This is a genomic window from Paenibacillus agaridevorans, from assembly GCF_018604145.1.
GTDB lineage: Bacteria > Bacillota > Bacilli > Paenibacillales > Paenibacillaceae > Pristimantibacillus > Pristimantibacillus agaridevorans.
This window is the reverse complement of record NZ_CP075889.1, coordinates 8215495-8233290: the sequence shown is the minus strand read 5'-3', so window position 1 is coordinate 8233290 and position 17796 is coordinate 8215495. Positions and strand designations below refer to the sequence as shown.

15 protein-coding genes and 1 tRNA gene are annotated in these 17796 nt (G+C 51.9%); 3 read left to right on the top strand and 13 right to left on the bottom strand.

The features are described 5' to 3' along the window. Positions 1 to 63: 63 nt before the first annotated feature. The 9 genes from KJW29_RS32835 to KJW29_RS32795 form a co-directional block, all read right to left on the bottom strand. Positions 64 to 942: a carbohydrate ABC transporter permease gene (locus KJW29_RS32835; protein WP_214627771.1), complete on the bottom strand. Its 879-nt coding sequence runs from the start codon at positions 940 to 942 to the stop codon at positions 64 to 66. 19 nt (positions 943 to 961) lie between these two features. Continuing rightward, positions 962 to 1873: an ABC transporter permease gene (locus KJW29_RS32830; protein ID WP_214627770.1), complete on the bottom strand. Its 912-nt coding sequence runs from the start codon at positions 1871 to 1873 to the stop codon at positions 962 to 964. Further along, the gene (locus KJW29_RS32825) at positions 1870 to 3675 is read right to left on the bottom strand and encodes a hypothetical protein (protein WP_214627769.1); all 1806 of its coding nucleotides are present in this window, start codon (positions 3673 to 3675) and stop codon (positions 1870 to 1872) included. The genes KJW29_RS32830 and KJW29_RS32825 overlap by 4 nt, the downstream gene beginning before the upstream one ends. Further along, entirely contained in the window at positions 3672 to 4766 is a 1095-nt protein-coding gene (locus KJW29_RS32820) for a glycoside hydrolase family 88/105 protein (protein ID WP_214627768.1), read from the bottom strand. The genes KJW29_RS32825 and KJW29_RS32820 overlap by 4 nt, the downstream gene beginning before the upstream one ends. Positions 4767 to 5091: 325 nt before the next feature. Further along, positions 5092 to 5898, bottom strand: a complete 807-nt coding sequence (locus KJW29_RS32815; protein WP_246608478.1) for a polysaccharide deacetylase family protein — start codon at positions 5896 to 5898, stop codon at positions 5092 to 5094. Between the two features lie 70 nt (positions 5899 to 5968). Further along, on the bottom strand, positions 5969 to 6634 hold the full coding sequence (gene modB / locus KJW29_RS32810; RefSeq protein WP_214631423.1) for a molybdate ABC transporter permease subunit: 666 nt from the start codon (positions 6632 to 6634) through the stop codon (positions 5969 to 5971). A gap of 5 nt (positions 6635 to 6639) precedes the next feature. Then, positions 6640 to 7458, bottom strand: coding sequence for a molybdate ABC transporter substrate-binding protein (gene modA / locus KJW29_RS32805; protein WP_214627766.1), 819 nt, complete (start codon positions 7456 to 7458; stop codon positions 6640 to 6642). A gap of 134 nt (positions 7459 to 7592) precedes the next feature. Then, on the bottom strand, positions 7593 to 8624 hold the full coding sequence (locus tag KJW29_RS32800) for a hypothetical protein (protein ID WP_214627765.1): 1032 nt from the start codon (positions 8622 to 8624) through the stop codon (positions 7593 to 7595). A gap of 27 nt (positions 8625 to 8651) precedes the next feature. Beyond that, a complete protein-coding gene (locus KJW29_RS32795) occupies positions 8652 to 8879 on the bottom strand; it encodes a hypothetical protein (RefSeq protein WP_214627764.1) in 228 nt (75 codons plus the stop codon). A gap of 175 nt (positions 8880 to 9054) precedes the next feature. On the opposite strand from KJW29_RS32795, the gene KJW29_RS32785 reads away from it, so the two are divergent. Beyond that, complete coding sequence (locus KJW29_RS32785) at positions 9055 to 10290, top strand: helix-turn-helix transcriptional regulator (RefSeq protein ID WP_246608476.1); 1236 nt, start codon at positions 9055 to 9057, stop codon at positions 10288 to 10290. Positions 10291 to 10353: 63 nt separating this feature from the next. Here KJW29_RS32785 and KJW29_RS32780 read toward each other — a convergent pair whose 3' ends face one another. Continuing rightward, positions 10354 to 11658 (bottom strand): MFS transporter, encoded by a 1305-nt coding sequence (locus tag KJW29_RS32780; RefSeq protein WP_214627763.1) that lies wholly within the window; start codon positions 11656 to 11658, stop codon positions 10354 to 10356. A gap of 180 nt (positions 11659 to 11838) precedes the next feature. On the opposite strand from KJW29_RS32780, the gene KJW29_RS32775 reads away from it, so the two are divergent. Then, a tRNA-Pro gene (locus KJW29_RS32775) sits at positions 11839 to 11912 on the top strand. A 95-nt stretch (positions 11913 to 12007) separates the two neighbouring features. Here the strand turns inward: KJW29_RS32775 and KJW29_RS32770 are convergent. Further along, positions 12008 to 12916: an AraC family transcriptional regulator gene (locus KJW29_RS32770; RefSeq protein ID WP_214627762.1), complete on the bottom strand. Its 909-nt coding sequence runs from the start codon at positions 12914 to 12916 to the stop codon at positions 12008 to 12010. Positions 12917 to 13042: 126 nt separating this feature from the next. On the opposite strand from KJW29_RS32770, the gene KJW29_RS32765 reads away from it, so the two are divergent. Next, entirely contained in the window at positions 13043 to 13993 is a 951-nt protein-coding gene (locus KJW29_RS32765) for a phytanoyl-CoA dioxygenase family protein (RefSeq protein ID WP_214627761.1), read from the top strand. 69 nt (positions 13994 to 14062) lie between these two features. Here KJW29_RS32765 and KJW29_RS32760 read toward each other — a convergent pair whose 3' ends face one another. Both KJW29_RS32760 and KJW29_RS32755 read right to left on the bottom strand, forming a co-directional pair. Continuing rightward, entirely contained in the window at positions 14063 to 15097 is a 1035-nt protein-coding gene (locus KJW29_RS32760; RefSeq protein WP_214627760.1) for a LacI family DNA-binding transcriptional regulator, read from the bottom strand. A gap of 35 nt (positions 15098 to 15132) precedes the next feature. Further along, positions 15133 to 17760 (bottom strand): alpha-L-rhamnosidase, encoded by a 2628-nt coding sequence (locus tag KJW29_RS32755; protein WP_214627759.1) that lies wholly within the window; start codon positions 17758 to 17760, stop codon positions 15133 to 15135. Positions 17761 to 17796: the final 36 nt, after the last annotated feature.

Here is a 17796-nt window from a genome sequence, read left to right as displayed (position 1 = left end):
ATCGTATCAATCCCCTTCTGTTTGAATATCGCATTTTAAAGGCTTGCGCCTGTAAAACCATGTCTAACCTTTGATCGAACCCGTCAACATGCCTTTCACAAAATGCTTCTGCACGAACGGATACAATATAACCATCGGCAGCGTCACGATAATAACTAACGCCATTCGCAGGCTTTCGGGGTGGTATTGCTTATCGGGCGTCAGGAAGGATTCTCCGGCCGCGGACAGATTGGTCATTGCCGTCGCTGTATTCAACAAGTGATAGAGCACCACTTGGAGCGGCCATTTGTTGGCATGATTGATATACAATATACTTTGAAACAGCTCGTTCCAATGGGATACGGCATAGAAAAGTCCCACCGCTGCAAATACAGGCAATGATACCGGCAAATAGATGTTCCACAGAACCTGGGAGTCGTTAGCCCCGTCAATTACGGAAGACTCCTCTAATTCTTTCGGCACCGATTCAAAAAATTGCTTAACTATAAGCATATTGAAAGCGCTAATCACAGTTGGCACAATAAGCGCCCATAACGAATTGATCAAGCCAAAGCTTTTGACAATCAGATAGGTAGGTATCATACCCCCGCCAAACAGCATCGTGAATACAATAAACAGAAGGAAAAAATTTCTGCCTTTCAAATGCAGCTTGGACAAAGGGTACGCAACAAGCACGGTCAACAATAAATTGAGTACAGTCCCGACAACGGTGACAAACACTGAATTGAGAAAGGCTCGCGGCACTTGCGGCAGCTCCAGCGCCATTTTGTAGGCTTCAAAGCTTACCGCTCTCGGAAATAGCGGAAACGATCCCAACTCATGGAGTACGTTTGCAGGAGTTACGGAAACCGAAATGATATACATAAACGGAATAATGACCGTAAGCGCCGCGCAACTTAAAAACAAGTAGTTGATGATACTGAAAAAGGAAATTTTTTTCACGATTGTGTACAGTCCTCTCCTACCAGATACCGGAGCCCGTTATTTTTTTAGCTAGCCAATTGGCAAGGACGACTAGAACAAGTCCAACAATTCCGTTGAATAATCCCATTGCTGTGGCAATGCTGATCTGAAATTCTTCGATTCCCGTTCGATAAACCCAGGTACCAAACACATCGCCAACAGAATAAACAGCTGCATTAAGGAAGGTGAAAATTTGACTAAAACCGGCCTCCATAATATTGCCCAGACGAATAATTAACAATAAGACGATTACGCCGGTAATGCCGGGCAAACTGATGTGCCACATTTGTCTTACTCTGCCGGCACCGTCCATCTTGGCGGCTTCGTACAATGTCGGGTCTATTGAGGCTAAAGCAGCAATATAAATGATTGTGCCAAAACCGATATCTTTCCATATCTCGGTGCCAACCAGGATGGTTCGGAACCATTCATTGGAAGTCAGAAATGATATTTGTTCAAATCCCAGGGAAGTAATAGCTTGATTAATCAGGCCGGTATTCGGCATAAGCAGCCCCATAAAAATACCGTATACAATGACCCAGGATAAGAAGTAGGGCAAATAAGTGATCGTCTGGAAGGTTCGTTTGAACCAGATTTTTCTGACTTCATTTAATAGAAGAGCCAATATAATATCCGGCGGCATGCCAAAAATGATCTTGTAAATACTGATCAGCAATGTGTTTTCCAGCAGGTTGAAAAAATAAGGCGAGTTCATTATTTTCTCAAACCATTTCAGTCCCGCCCACGGGCTTCCCATAATCCCGTCCAATATTCGATAGTCCTTAAAGGCCAGTAATAAGCCGCCCATCGGGATGTACTTGAAAATAATAAAGTAAGCAAGACCCGGAAGCAGCATTAAATATAACAGCTTATGTCTATTGAAATAAGCCAGCAGTTTGAAAGTCTTCATAACCAACACCCCGTATCGGACGCTTGATTCTTGATGGAAAGCCTGTCGCTTCCCCACTCTGAATACACATATTTGGAACCGAATTTAGGATAATGTCCGTAATTCATCGTCGAACCATTCACTTTTCCTGTCCCCTGTGCGTCGAGCTCCAATGTAACGCCGGATAAACTATGATAGAATGCGATGCCATCCGCCAGAGACACGCTTCTATTCTTGAGCAAGGGCAGCAGTTCGTCCAATGTGTATTGTCCGTCGTCGAATATTTCCATCGCGAATGCGCTGCTCGCCGCCGGAACAATGATTTCCCGCTCCGCCCAAGGCCCTTCCTTTGTCCAGTAATAGCCAGGCTCAGGTTTTAAGGCGGCGATGGCGTTGCCGCTTTGTAGAAGTAGCCACCCGTAGTCTTCACGCACTTGATCGAACGCATGTTTCGGAATATAAAAGTGAATCCACCCCGCTTGTTCTTCCTTCCGAATATCATTGCGTCCAAGCAACACATTGCGGCGCTGTACATAACGGTGACAGTCGCAATGCGTATCCCCGGTCCAATAATCGTGCATACCCCAATCGACCAGTTGATCATGCCCGGGATGACTTGAGAAGATAAGCGCTTCGGGATTCGACGCAAACACAATGCTCCAGCTCAGCTCTTGATGCCCGTTCAACCATCTGTGGAAATTGTATGGCTCAAGCTCATCCTTCTGTACGATCGACCCAATCACATAATCTTTCGTCACATAATGGTAGCGCTTTAAACTTCCTGTTACCTGTTCATCATCCGGCATGGTGTAAAGGACATTTCGTTCTTTCACTTCGTAGGGCTCGACTCGTTCCGTACCGATCACAGCTATGGCAGGGTGCGGCCGATATGCGCTGGTGGCAAAAAAGGAGGTGGACCATTCCATATGGTCGTCGAACTCCATATGTTCCGGGTACCCTGTACATACGTACAAGGGCCAGAATACACCGATTTTTGAATTGACAATATTGGAAAGCTTTACTCTTCCTTTCGCCCCGCCAACGTACCCGTTAGTAGAATGATGCAGCAAATCGACCAGCATAAAATCCAACGTTTTTTGAGCAAGCGCTTTCACTTGCAAGTCCTGTTCAACAGCAATAAGATTAAGCAGAGCGACGAAGTCCACATTGTAGTAGCCGGATGAATCAAACTCGCTCCAGCCGTATTTAAGCCTCTTTTCCAGGAACCGAATTATATTTTGTTTCACTTGCCTCTTCTTCTCTTCTCCCGTCAATCCGTCATAAAAGGCGGCATCTGGGAACCGATGGATCGCAAACCATTCGGAGCTTAGATGAATAACTTTGTGATTCTCAGACATCGGCTCGTGAAAGGTAGCATAGCGATAGGTCGTTAACTGCCGTTCCACTTCGTTCCACACTTCGGCCGAAACGCGAATTGTGCCCTTGAACAACATATAAATTCGTGCTAGCTGGGCAATGATAAAATCGGATACTTCGATGTATCGCGGCTTCCCACTCCGCTCCTCAGCCTCTACAATTAGCAATAATCTCCGAATAACCTTATCGTAGTCATGCTCTGGCTCGCAATACATCTTTGCAATCCAGAAGCCGCCCTCGATATGCGCCGACACCGGCTTCCGCTTGCCCGATGATTGAACAAGCTCTACGTTCGGTAAACTTTGAAATCCTGTGCCTTGAAAATCCAAGCGTTCCGGCAGGTCAGGCAAATCGATATCGACCATAGCGGCAATATGACGAAGGACCGCTTGTTGCCTGGACGCATAAACGACCTCCGCTCCCTTGTCTGTCTCCCGTATGCTCATGATCTCCTTCCTTTACAAAATTCTTGTATAAAGAGCAACGCCAAACCTTGGCCCCATGGCTGGATGTATGAATTCGGTATCGCAATATACAAATCCGCATGGGGATGAGCCGCCGTGCCGGCCGAACAAGAAAACAATCTTCCGCCGCCATCGATATAATGTCCAAACGCGGTAAACGTTCGTTCTACAGCTTGCTCGTAATGCGAGCCTTCCAGTAGATTTGCTTTCAAACCTCTTAAAATAGCATAGGCAAAACCTGCGGAGCATGAGGACTCCAGATATGTCTGCTCCTGGTCCAGCACTGTATGCCATAGTCCAGTGATGTCTTGAAGCTGTACCAGCTTTTCCGTGTGGGCTTTAAATATCTCCTTCACGCTCTCATGCGCAGCCTGCTCCAAAATGCCCGCAGTTAAGGCCTCTATCATAATAATCGTCGCCCAGGAGGTTCCTCTTCCCCAATGCACATCCGATATGGGCCGTTGCTCCTCGGCGCGAATAGCATGATAGAACAGGGAGTGTTCCTCGTCATAAAGAGCTTGTACATGTCCATTGATTTGAAAGGCGGCTTCCTTCGCATAAGCGGAATTGCCCGTAACTTCGGATACTTTCATCAGGAACAGGCCCGCCATAAACATCGTATCCACCCATACCTCTTGCGGGAAATCAAAATGCAGCGTGGTGTGAACCCATAACCCGTCAGAGGTGCGATCCGCTTCATTCATGCAATAATCCGCTGCGGCAATGACATGACGGAGGTAGGTTTGTTCTCCCGTTTTTCGGTAGAGCTGGATCATTAACAAATAAGGAATAGTCGAATTGACGGTAATCGGAGGCAAACCATCCTCCATATGCTTGATCACGAATTCCTGTACGGCGGCATCTATCAAGGGATCGTTTAACCATTCATTGGCGGCCATCATACCGACCCACGCAACGCCTTGTCCCCAATCCCAGGTATTGCGTTTACGATGCCAGAACAGGTCGTCTTCGGGTATAATACCTTTTAGACCGGCGCCGGGGTCGTAACTGTATAAATCCATATCCAGCGTCCCCTTCGCCAATCTATTCAAAAGCGCGAAGCACTCCTTCATTCCGTTCCCTCCTTGAGATGACGTTTTACTGTTCTCATTATAAGGAGCGGTCAGAGCCAATAATATAAACAATTCAACAAAAAAGAGGAATAATCCCCGATTTCCGGCGATCATCCTCTCCATAACGACCCAACTATTAGTATACCGCTTGAATCCCTTCACACACCATAGAGTGAATCCGCTCAACGGATCTCTACATTTCCGATTCGTGTCTCCATTCACATGTCGACGACAGATGCGGGCTTAGCGGCTCTCCCGGATAATGACATTAGTACCGTAAGACGCTCATTGTCTAACGTTACCCATCGTACATCAAGTTCAGCCGCTACAGTGTAATCGTCTTGCCCGCCGGCACCATGGCCGAGTCCCCGTCAACGCCGATCCATACATCGGTAGCGGACGGATTGTGGACAAGACTCCTGTCGACAGAAAAACGGAGTGCGCTTACGGCATTCTGGTATGCGATCAGCTCCGACATTGCGGTATGCCAAAGCCCTTCCTTTCCGCCCAGCAGCTCGCCGACACGGTCGACCAACTCCCAATTGTCGTCATTGGCAAACTCATAACTATGCCCCCAAATAAACAACAGCTCCATACGCGAGTGGCGAGACTGCAAAGCCAGGAACTCCTCCGCTTTCTCCACCATCGTCTTGTGATGGCAGGTTGGGTGCCAACGCAATGGGTCCGCCGGCATATGGAAACCGCCGTGGCTCTGCACCGTACGCGCATTTTCGATGCCCAGAGCAGGAAGCATCTCCACCACCCTGTCGTTGTAGGTGCCGAACGGGTAGCTCATGCCTCGAACCGGATACCCGACAAGCGCTTCAAGCGCCGCCCTGTCCGTCAAAATCTCCTCCGCCACCTGATCCGAAGGCGACTGCTCGAGGAACGGATGCGTCACCGTGTGCGCGGACACTTCATGCCCTTCGAATAATGTTTGAACCTCTTCCGCTTGGATATACCCGTCTCGTCCAAAAAATCCGGAATTGAGATGGAACGTGCCTTTCAGTCCGTATCGATTCATCATCTCGACTAACCGACGATCATGCTCGCGTCCGTCGTCGAAGCTGAATACGACAGCTTTTTGGTTGCCGTTCGGGAAACGATCGAATTTGATTTTGCGTGTGGCCAAGAGACTATCCCCTTTCATCCTCGCATTGTTCGTTATCAAACTCTATCATACTGGATCAAGAGGCTTCCGCCTAGTGCCTTCTTTTCCATCGCCCCGTCAATAGGAGCAATAGAAACGAGATGATGACGATGCCAATCGTCCAGGCCCATGCCATCGTCATGCGGCCGGCGTCAACCGCCACATAGATCGCGGTAGGCACCGTTTGGGTTTTGCCGGGAATGTTGCCTGCAATCATCAGGGTCGCGCCGAACTCGCCCAGGCCGCGGGCGAAGCCGAGCACGTACGCCGTCACCAGCGAGCGCCAGGCAAGCGGCAACGTAATCATGCGGAACACCTGCATGTTGCTGGCTCCCATGGATCGCGCCGACTCCTCCAGCTCGCGGTCGACGGAGTCGAAGCCGACCCTCATCGTCTGGTAGACAAGCGGGAACGCAACGACGACGGCCGCGATGACGGCAGCCCACACGCTAAATATAACCGGCGAGGAGAAAAGCCATTCGATCGCCTGGCCGACCCAGCTTCTGCGTCCGAGCAGCATAAGCAGCAGAAAGCCCACGACGGTCGGCGGCAAAACAAGCGGGAGCAGGAACGCCGTATCCACCATCGTTTGTCCGCGGAATTTCCTGCGGGACATCCACCATGCCGCGGCGATGCCAAGCACGGCAGCTACGATGCTGGACAGCAGCGTGACCTGGATGGAGAGCCGAATCGGCGGCCAGAATGTCTGCCAGTCGATGCCGATCACGAATTCGGAACGGAGAAGCCGTATTGAACGAAGACGTCCAACGCTTCCTTGCTCTGCAGAAATTCAAGGAACGCCGCCGCTTCCTCCGGATGCTCCGTCGCCTTCACGATGCCGACCGGATACAGAATCGGCGTGTAGCTGTCCGGCGATATGGCAAAGGCAACTTTGGATGCGGTCGACGACATCGCGTCCGTTCGGTATACGAAACCGACATCCGCATTGCCCGTCTCCACGTAGCTCAGCACTTGGCGAACATCCTTGGCTTGTACCATTACGCCTTGCAAGGCATCCCACAACGCTGCATGCTCGAGTGCTTCTTTGGCGTAGCTCCCCGCGGGGACGCTCTCCGGAATGCCGATCGCGATTCGTTTTACGCCAGCTCCCTGCAAGTCCTGTACGGCGGCAAGGTCGAGCTTGCTGTCTGTTGGTACAACGACAACGAGATCGTTGCCGAGCAGGTTGCTTTGCTGACCTTCCTCTATGTAGCCGCCGTCCACCAACGCTTTCATATTCTTGGTAGCGGCCGACAAAAACAAATCCACTGGGGCACCTTCCTCGATCTGGGTCTGCAGCGCGCCGGAAGCTCCGAAATTGTACAAAATCTTCACGTCGCCTCCTGCTTTCGACTCGTATATGCTTTTTAATTGTTCGAGTGCATCCGTCAGACTGGCAGCGGCAGACACCGTTAGCTCGACTGGCGTTCCCGAAGCTTCCTGCTGCTTCTTGTTCGAGCCCGACGCGCAGCCAGCCATGATGATCATGACCGCTAACGCCAATAACCAAATCGGATGAAACCTCACTGTTCTCCCCAACATCCACCCAACACCTTCCAACTAATTATATCTATTTATATCTAGATATAATTATAATTCTGCTTTTGGTTGGATGTAAACCTTCATGTGAGGTAATATTACTCTGGCGAAGGGATGTCTTTAGGGCAGCTGAGGGACTAACGCCTTACTTTGCTCCACACGCCAATGTTGTGCGTTTCTGTAGCCTGATTTCCGAGACTGTTGATTAATTCCAATCGATTCGGCAGTCTCGAAAGTCGGGCTACTGCAACGCGAGCGGCTTCGCGGAACGCAATAGCCCGAGAAAGTCGGGCTACTGCAGCGCAAGCGGCTTCGCGGAGCGCAATAGCCCGAGAAAGTCGGGCTACTGCTGCGCGAGCGGCTTCGCGGAGCGCAATAGCCCGAGAAAGTCGGGCTACTGCTGCGCAAGCGGCTTCGCGGAGCGCAATAGCCCGAGAAAGTCGGGCTACTGCTGCGCAAGCGGCTTCGCGGAGCGCAATAGCCCGAGAAGGTCGGGCTACTGCTGCGCGAGCGGCTTCGCGGAGCGCAATAGCCCGAAAAAGTCGGGCTACTGCTGCGCGAGCGGCTTCGCGGAGCGCAATAGCCCGAGAAAGTCGGGCTATTGCAGCGCGTACGGCTTCGCGGAGCGCAATAGCCCGAGAAAGTCGGGCTACTGCTGCGCGAGCGGCTTCGCGGAGCGCAATAGCCCGAGAAAGTCGGGCTACTGCTGCGCGAGCGGCTTCGCGGAGCGCAATAGCCCGAGAAAGTCGGGCTACTGCTGCGCGAGCGGCTTCGCGGAGCGCAATAGCCCGAAAAAGTCGGGCTACTGCTGCGCGAGCGGCTTCGCGGAGCGCAATAGCCCGAGAAAGTCGGGCTATTGCAGCGCGTACGGCTTCGCGGAGCGCAATAGCCCGAGAAAGTCGGGCTACTGCTGCGCGAGCGGCTTCGCGGAGCGCAATAGCCCGAGAAAGTCGGGCTACTGCTGCGCGAGCGGCTTCGCGGAGCGCAATAGCCCGAAAAAGTCGGGCTACTGCTGCGCGAGCGGCTTCGCGGAGCGCAATAGCCCGAGAAAGTCGGGCTATTGCAGCGCGTACGGCTTCGCGGAGCGCAACAGCCCGAAAAAGTCGGGCTACTGGCGCGAAGCTCCCGCGCGCATCAAAAAGGGGAGCCTTCGCCCCCTTTTTATACAAACGTTCCTCAACCGCTTCATCAATCTCCTAGTAAAACGGTCCCGCCGACGTCGAACATCCCGGGAATCCGTTGATGTCTTGAACGGTATGGAATGGATACTGTTTAGCGGCATATTGGTTCTGGTACATGTATTCTTGCAGGATGACCATGTTGTTGTTCAAGCTGCATAAGACGCCGGACACGCCTTGACCATTCGTCAAGGATACCCCGACAGGCTGGCCGATGAGCATCGTCGCCTTCTGATACCATGGCATGGGCTGCACACCTCCTCACACCATCGTATGTCGCGACACTCTCAAGGAAACTTGCCCCTCGCCCGATTCGGATTACCAGAACGACCCTCGTACAGAACGGAAGCCGCGTACCGACTCTTATGCTATAATAGAACTCATAAATTAACGGCCTAATTCAGCGGGAGGAACATACGCCATGTCACAACCGTCCGACATCTCTTATACTACCGACGAGCTCGCGAAGCTGCTCAAAATTTCCAAGCTGACCGTCTACGACCTGATCAAAAAAGGCGAACTCTCCTCTTACCGCGTCGGCAAACAAATGCGGGTGGACGCCGCCGACCTGGAGGCGTACAAGCGTCGAAACCGAACGGTCCCGGAGGTTTCTGCCGGGCGGCGGAACGCCCTCGACTGGCCCGCCTCAAATACAGGTCGTATCGCAAATCCGCAACCCGGATTAACTGGAAACTCATCCGTAGCTGCTCCGCATACGAAAGGCGAGGCGTCGAGACAGCAGCCCGCTTCGAACGATGTCGGGACATCCGCCGAATCGACCGGAATGTCGCTTGCCGCAGCAAGGCTAGACCAGGGAACGGCGCAAGACCAGCGGGATGCTGCAACTTTGGACGTGAGGACCGCAGAAATCGCTTCGACCGCTGCTGCAACTTTGGACGTGAAGACCGCAGAAATCGCTCCGACCGCTGCTGCAAGTTCCCCGCCAATTCCCCGCTCCATTGTTATTACGGGACAAGACATCAGCCTGGACATTCTCGCCAGACATCTGGAAACGGAGCTACCGGAATATCGGATGCTTCGGTCGCACATGGGGAGCATGGACAGCCTGATCCGCTTGTACAAAGGCGAAGCCGATCTTGTCAGTACCCATCTGCTGGACGGGGACAGCGGCGATTACAACGTGCCATACATCCGTCGTCTACTCGTCGGCATGCCTCATCTCGTCGTCAATCTTTTGACCCGCAGCGCAGGTCTGTTCGTCGCGGAGGGCAATCCGCACGGCATCACATGCTGGACCGACCTCGCTCGTCCCGGAATGCGCATCGCGAACCGGGAGCAGGGCGCCGGCGCCCGCGTACTGCTCGACGAGCAGCTTCGTCTGCACCGCATCTCGCAGGAGGGCTTGCTGGGATACGAGAAGACGCTCACGAATCACCTGTCCGTTGCGGCTATGGTCGCCTCCGGAGAAGCCGACGTCGGCGTCGGGACGGCCAAAGCCGCCTCCATCGTACAAGGCGTCAGCTTCATCCCGCTCATTCAGGAGCGTTACGATCTGGTCATGCTGAAGAAGCCGGAGAACAAGCTCTGGATAGAGTCCGTTCTCGGCATTCTGCGTTCGGACGGTTTCAAGCGGGAACTTCGCGCGATTGCCAACTACGATTTGAGCCGCACCGGCGAAATCATGGCGGAGGCTTGATGCCTCCGCCCGCTTCTTCCCGAAAGGTCGGGCATTCTATTTTTCACAGAGAGTCCCCCCGGTTCAACTTCCTATTCCGCTCCCCTTCCCGCTCCCGCCAGGCGCATGCAGGATCGCGGATCCCTGCCCCGGCTCCGGCACCCGCGTAAGAATGGCTCCACCGATCAGGAACAGGACGACAAGGCTAAACACGCCTTTACTGGTATTGCCTGTAGCTTGCGCCGTCATGCCGACGAGCAAAGGTCCCAGGATCGAAGCGAACTTATCGAAAATATTATAAAAGCCGAAGAAGCGGTTCGCGTTTTGTTTGGGCACCATTCTGGCGAAGTAGGATCGGCTCAAGGCTTGTATGCCTCCTTGCGAGGTAGCGACCAGCATGGCGAGAATCCAGAAATCGAACGCCGTCTTCATGAAGTAGGCGTAAATGCACACGATGATGTACACGACGATGCCCGCGTAAAGCATCATCTTGCTCCCGAATCGGTCGGCTAGGCGCCCGTATAACATTGCGAACGGAGCTGCCACAACCTGCGTCACGAACAAAATAATAAGCAAATCCGTCGCCTCGATACCCAAATCGGAGCCGTAGGCGCTGGACATCGTAATAATCGTGCCTACCCCGTCGATATAGAAGAAGTACGCCAGCAGGAACAGAAACAGCGCCCGGTATCGTTTAATTTCCTTCAGCGTGCCCCACAGCCTGCCGAAGCTGTTCGCGATAATGCGGGGCTCCCGTTTCATGAAGTGTTTTTGCCGGACATGCCGCAGCATGGGCAGCGTGAACGCCCCCCACCAGACTGCCGTGATGAAGAACGCAATCTGGCTGGCCGCCGTCACCGACAGCCGAAGCACCTCTTGTTGAGCCAGAAGAATGATCGCAATGCTGACGATAAAAGGGATCGTGCTCCCGATATAACCAAGCGCAAAACCCCGCGTTGACACCTTGTTCATCCGCTCGTCATCGGTCACGTCGACCAGGAAGGCGTCATAAAACACATTCGATCCTGCGGAGCCGATCATAATAAAGACATAACAAATCAGCAGCAGCTGCCAATGGTCGTTTGGTATGAAGGTCAGCAGCGCCGTAGAGATGATGCCGAGCAGGCTGAAGCCGGCGAAGAAGGTTTTTTTGAACCCTTGGTAGTCGGCAATGGTCCCTAAGATGGGTCCAAGCAGGGCAAGAATAAGCGTTGAGATTGCGATCGCATACCCCAAGTACGCGGTGGAATCGGCTCCGCTAATGCCGGATTGTTCGGCAGCCGCCTTGTAGAACAGCGGGAATACGGCAGTCGATATAATGACGGAGTAAGCGGAATGCCCCCAGTCATACCACATCCAACTGCGTTCTTCCTTCGAAAACGACTTCATGGGCTTGGCCTCCCGTAAAAAACCGAATGCCTTTATTGTATAGGAAATGCAGGCTGCCCGGAGACAAGAACAAAAACTTAACATTTGGGACGATTTACTAGGCAGGCTCTTGCCAGCAAGGGAAACGAGTAGTATAATTTCAAGTAATCAGCGTTAAGAAAACGCTGTCTATTTTAGCGTCGGGGTATGGCGCAGCCTGGTAGCGCGCACCCTTGGGGTGGGTGAGGTCGCACGTTCGAATCGTGTTACTCCGATCATAACAGTCGATGCGGGAACCCGTATCGAACAGAAGACCGCTCTCTACTGTATGTATATACAGTGGGGAGCGGTCTTTTTTGTAGGGATCCTCTCAGATCATCCTGCTTCGCTTCCGAAAGCGGCCCGGCGATAAGCCCGTCATGTGAGTGAACCACTTTGTAAAAGCATGAATAGAACCGGCCTGAACATGGTCCGCGATCTCAAGCAGAGTATCGTTCGTGCTTACAAGCAGTTGCTTTACAAGCTCTATTTTTCGTTGCATGAAGTAGTTATAAGGTGTTCGGCCTGTATGTTCGCGAAACAGACGAGACGCATGATCAGGGTGATACGCGGTATATTGGCTTAACCATTGCCTGTCGTAGCGCTCTCTTACCCGTTGATCCAGTTGATCAGCTATAGCAAGCACAACGGGATTAGTCGTCTCAAGCGACAACTCGGACGCTTCGCCTGTTTTCTTCATCGCAATGAGCAGCTCGATTACATAAGCCCGCAGTTGCAATGGAGCAAAGGCTTCATTGGCGCCATAGACACGAACAAGTCTTTCGAAATAAGGGAGGAACACTTGTCTGGACAACTTCTGATAGTCTTGAATAAACAACGTCTCCGACAGGTTGTCGCCAATGCAAATACGGTTGTCCATGCGGGTGTATTCTTGCCCCTTCACGAAAGAAATGTGCGGCATTATGCGGCGATCGACTGGAACGAGCTCGGAGCTCCAGTTAAAATGAAGGCCGTACAGGGAGAAGGGCTCCACTTTATCCGCGATGATGGAATGTACAACGTTAGGTCCGTAATAGAATAAATCTCCGCTGCAGGCCTCGTATGCGTTCTCTTGAATGCATACGAGGCCTTTTCCCGATGCAACAAACAAGAACTGATAATCTTCGATCACGCGCGGCCCAAAGCTGTCGCCGGCATGACAGTTCAAGTAGTTTGCATAAGAAACGACGGGGGAAACCAGATGCCACGGAATTCGGGCCGGATTGGGCTTGTCATGCATTGGACATAGCTCCTCATTATATCGATAATCGTTAAATTTAAGTCTGCACTATCTAAATACTTCTGTAAATACGGTATTTATACTAAAAGGTATAGATCGATATTTGATAAATAAGGAGGATTAGCTATGTCTCAGTCGCTTTCCAATCCCGACCTCAAACCAGTAACGCGAACGTTCAAGGACTCTACAACACTTCTACACGATGCCGAAGCGTTAAGGGATAGAGCGCAGAAAGATGGATATCTTTTCTTTAAAGGTTTATTCCCTCGCGAGCTCATTCTGGAAGTGAGGCGCCAGCTTCTAACCATCCTGGATGCTAACGGACTATTGGATCGGAGCCATCCGCTCTTGTCAGGCGCTGCGAACCAGGCCGCTGTCGACAGTCTGAGCGAAGAAGAGGCGAACTGGAATGGCGTCGGCGTCCCGCTTCACATCTATAAGGAAGTGCAGCGTCTGGAAGCGTTCCATGGGCTGGCACATGAGGCGAAGCTGCTGTCTATTTTCACGACGCTGTTCGGCGAGCGTGCCATTGCGCATCCCCGCAATATCGGCAGGCTGATGCTTCCTCACAAGATGGCGCATCCGACGCCGTCCCATCAGGATTTCATCCACATTCAGGGAAGCTATGAGACTTGGACCACCTGGGTGCCTCTCGGCGACGTCCCCAGAACACTTGGAGGTTTGACGATTCTGGAAGGAAGTCACCGTGCGGGCCTGCTCGGGGTAACAGCGAATTCCGGCGCCGGAGGACTGGAATCCATTCTTTGCGGACTCGGATGCGAATGGGCCGGAGGGGACTATGAAGCGGGCGATGTCATTGCCTTCAACAGCCTGACCGTCCATAAAGCGCTTCGCAATCAAACGCCGGGCCGGATAAGGCTCTCTTGCGATTTACGATTTCAGCCTGCAAGCGAGCCTATTGAAGCCTCATCCCTGCTGCCGCATGGACCCTATACGTGGGATGAGCTGTACATGGGCTGGGAACGCAAGGATCTGCAATATTACTGGACGGAAGAGAAGCTGCAGCAAGTTTCATTTGACGAATCCATAAGATGGCAGAAGGATAAAATTTGCTGAGACCTCCACCGCGCTGCCGAGCGCGCGAATGAGCCTCTGAAATTGGATTCAGGGGCTCATTCGGTTCGCTCATACCGGCATTGCAACTCGCGTGCACGTTCCCCCCACTATGAGTTCCGGTTTCAGCTTTTTCTGCATCATATGTTTTTTTTCAGGCTCGGAAATGGTCTTCAACATGAATTGAGCGGATCGCGTGCCCAAATCCTCAAAGGAAGCGTCAATGTATGTGAGCGGCATAGGCAGCAAATCGGCCCAGCCGTTTTTTATAACGGATATGACGGAAAGATCCGTAGGGATAGATAGATTCAATTGATCCGTAGCCTTTTTTATACCCAATACAATTAAATCGTCGGCGGTCACGAATGCGGTCGGACGATCGTCCCTGGACATAACATGCAATGTGGCTTCATAAGCTGATTTCAAAGTGAGATCGATGTGCATTTCGCTTAAGTTTCCTATAGGCATGCTTGCTTCACGGTAAGCCTCTTCGGCTCCCTTGCGAATATCTACCGCTAGCGTCATAGATGAAGGCGCGTTTAGAAGACATATTTTGCGATGACCGAGCTCTAGCATCCTTTGAACCGCAAGGTAGGCTGCCTTGACATTGTCTACATCCACGTAGTTGATTTGCTCGAGCTCCAACCCCGGCCGACCGATGATCACAAACGGAATTTTTGCGGCAAGCAATTCCATCACGTCCTCGTTATTCACGGATGGACAAGTTAGGATCAACCCGCCGACTCGCTTCTCGCGATACAGTTTTTTAAACAACTCGCTATAATTGCGATCATCCGGCGACGTAAACAATTGAAGTACAAAGTCCTGCTTTGCATAATAATGGCATATTGTAGCGGATATCGTGGAGAAGAACATATTCTGCCTCACTTGTTCCACGTCGAAAGGCATGAACAAACCGACGGTTTTAACCGTTTTAATCGCCAAATTGCGAGCTACCGCGTTAGGATGATAATCGAGCAACGTAATTGCTTTTTGGACTTCCACGATTGTCTCGGGTTTTACGAGCGGCGAGTTGTTGATGACCCGTGAAACCGTTTGTCTGGATACGCCGGCCAACTTTGCTACATCGTTTATTGTACTGGACATGAATCATGCTCCTTAAGCTATTGATATTTCTGAGATTATCTGCTTGCGAATGCGTAACGGCCTGCCTTGATTTCATAAACCCGAAATCCGTTTTCGTCTTTGATATATTGAATGCCGCAGGCCTGGTCAGCCGGCAGCCCATTTTCCGTTATTTGCCCTGCGGGCAATATAGGAACGTGAACCATCGCGCGCGATTGCATGGGGACATGCACCGTCAGTTCGAACGATATGTCCGCCGTACGGCTCCATGCAGCATGTACAGTCCCTTTTACCGTGTCCAACGTGGCTTCGGCCGAAGTCAGGTCGCCAAGCGCGTGAGGCTTGAACTCCATTTCGGACCAACCGGCTGCGGTTTGCCGAATGCCGGCTATATACTCGTAAAACCATTGCACGATGGTCCCGAACATATAATGATTTCTCGAACGAGTGTTAACGTCCCAATATTCCCATAACGTGGTCGCTTCCTGCTCAAACCATAGCCCCAAACTCGGATAAGCGGTTTGTGTCGCTGCCCGATAAGCCGCCTCTCCATATCCCAATCGTGTCAAAGTCGGGTAAAAATACTTATGACCAATAATGCCTACATCGGCATGACCGCCCATTCGCCGTTCAAAATCCTCGAGCAAGCGGTTCTCGACCCGCCTCTCGACATTCGAGGGCACCAAAGAGAGTGCAAGCGGCAGTATATTTGACGTTTGCCGGTACCCCGCTTCCTGGTTCGTATGATAAAGTCCATTCTCCCGATCGAGACATTCGCGGTTCAGTGCTTCGGCCGTTTCTTCGGCCAATTCCCCGTACCGCTCGCTATCTGCGGAAAATCCCAATAGGCCCGCAATGCCGGCCATCGTTCGCAGTACCAAAATGAGGTGGAACGATGAAGTAATTTGACCGCCCTCCGGGGAACGTCCTTCCGAATAGCCGGGAGCCAACCAATCGCCCAAATCGCTGCTGGACATTCCACGGTCAAGCAAGCCGATCTCATATTCGATATACCTTTTCAAGCTGCCGTAATGCTCCCGGAGCACCTGCATATCCTCATAGTACCAGTATAAACGCCAGGCGATCAGGACGTAGGCGCTGCTCCATTCCGGCGCGTGAAAGTCGCCCCACCCGCTGTCGGGAACCATAACGGGAATCGACCCGTCCGACCGTTGGGAATCGCGCATGTCGATCAGCCATTTTTCCCAGAACAAGGCCATATCAAACTGGAAGGCAGCCGTTTCGGCAATCAGTTGGGCATCGCCGAGCCAGCCATTTTTCTCGTATTTGGGCGTATCGGTAATAATGCCGTGAAAATTGTTTAGCAACGTCTTGCGGGTTGCCTCGTGAATCCGGTTAAACAGAAGATTGGAGCATTGAAAACGTCCCGTTGACCGCAAATCGGTATGCACGCGTTTGCCTATCACATCTGAAAGTCCCATGTTGATTCCTTGCCCCGAAATCTCTACATACCGAAAACCCTTATAGCTGAATTTCGGCTCCCATTTTTCAGCCTGCCCGCTCGATTTCAAATAGTGATCCGTTTGTATTTCCGCCTCGATCGCAGTCTGACGGTTATCGACACGGCCGGTTTCATCCAGCTTTTCGCCGTAAATAAATGAGACGGATTGTCCAGGTCTCCCACCTCGAATAGTCGCTTCCACCCAACCCGCTATCGTGTCTCCCATATCGAAAACATAGTGGCCGTCCCCTAAAACGGCCATTTTTGCGGCATCCACATGCCCCACGACTCGGATCGACGGCATCGACTGGGCCTCAAGCCGCGGCGATGGTGGCGGAACTATCTTCGGTTTACATGCATCCGCGGCACAAAAATCTGCCTTATTCCAATTCGTCGGGTATTTTCTTGCGTCGTACCGTTCGCCGGCAAATATGGAATCGGATACGGTCGGTCCTTCCTCGATCAACTCCCAACGATCGTCCGTCTTGACGAGGAGATAAGATCCGTCCGTATATTGAATGACCAATTGGGCAATAAACCGGGGATTGTCGTTCCACTCGGCCCTATGCCAGTTCCAGACATTGGGTGTCCGCAATCCGTAGAACCCTCTACCAAGCTCAATGCCGACACCGTTTTTACCCGCCAACAGCTGCGGCCCGATATCATATACATGATATAAATTTCGTTTATTATAAACGGTAAACGCCGGTTCCAACTTGTGGTCCCCGACTTTGCCGCCATTCAGATAAGCTTCGCAATAACCGGCCGCGCTTATATACAGCCTGGCTTGTTTGAAGGGCTTTTCGATTTGGAACTCGCTGCGGAAAAGCGGCGCATGTTCGCCGTCGGATGAGAGCCACGCACCGGACCAATCCTCCGGATGCAGGAGTCCCGTCTCCCACCAAGCGATTGGGCTCCATGCGGAAATACGGTCCTCTTCGTCCCATACGCATACTTTCCAGTAATAACGGGTAGCGGACTGCAATTTTTCTCCCGCATAATCGATACAAACGCAGCGGCCGCTCTCGCATTTACCGGAGTCCCATACATCTCCGAACCCGGAGTCCAGATTCTCTTCAAACATGGAAACCAGAATGCGATAAGCGGTTTGACGCTGCCCTCGCTGCATGGACTCGTTTATCCATCCCAGCCGGGGATTGGACTTGTCCGTTCCCAATGGATTATTTGCGTATTCGGTTGTCAGCGAACTAACCTTAATCATATGGACAACTTCCTTTCTTACATGAGAACAAGCGCC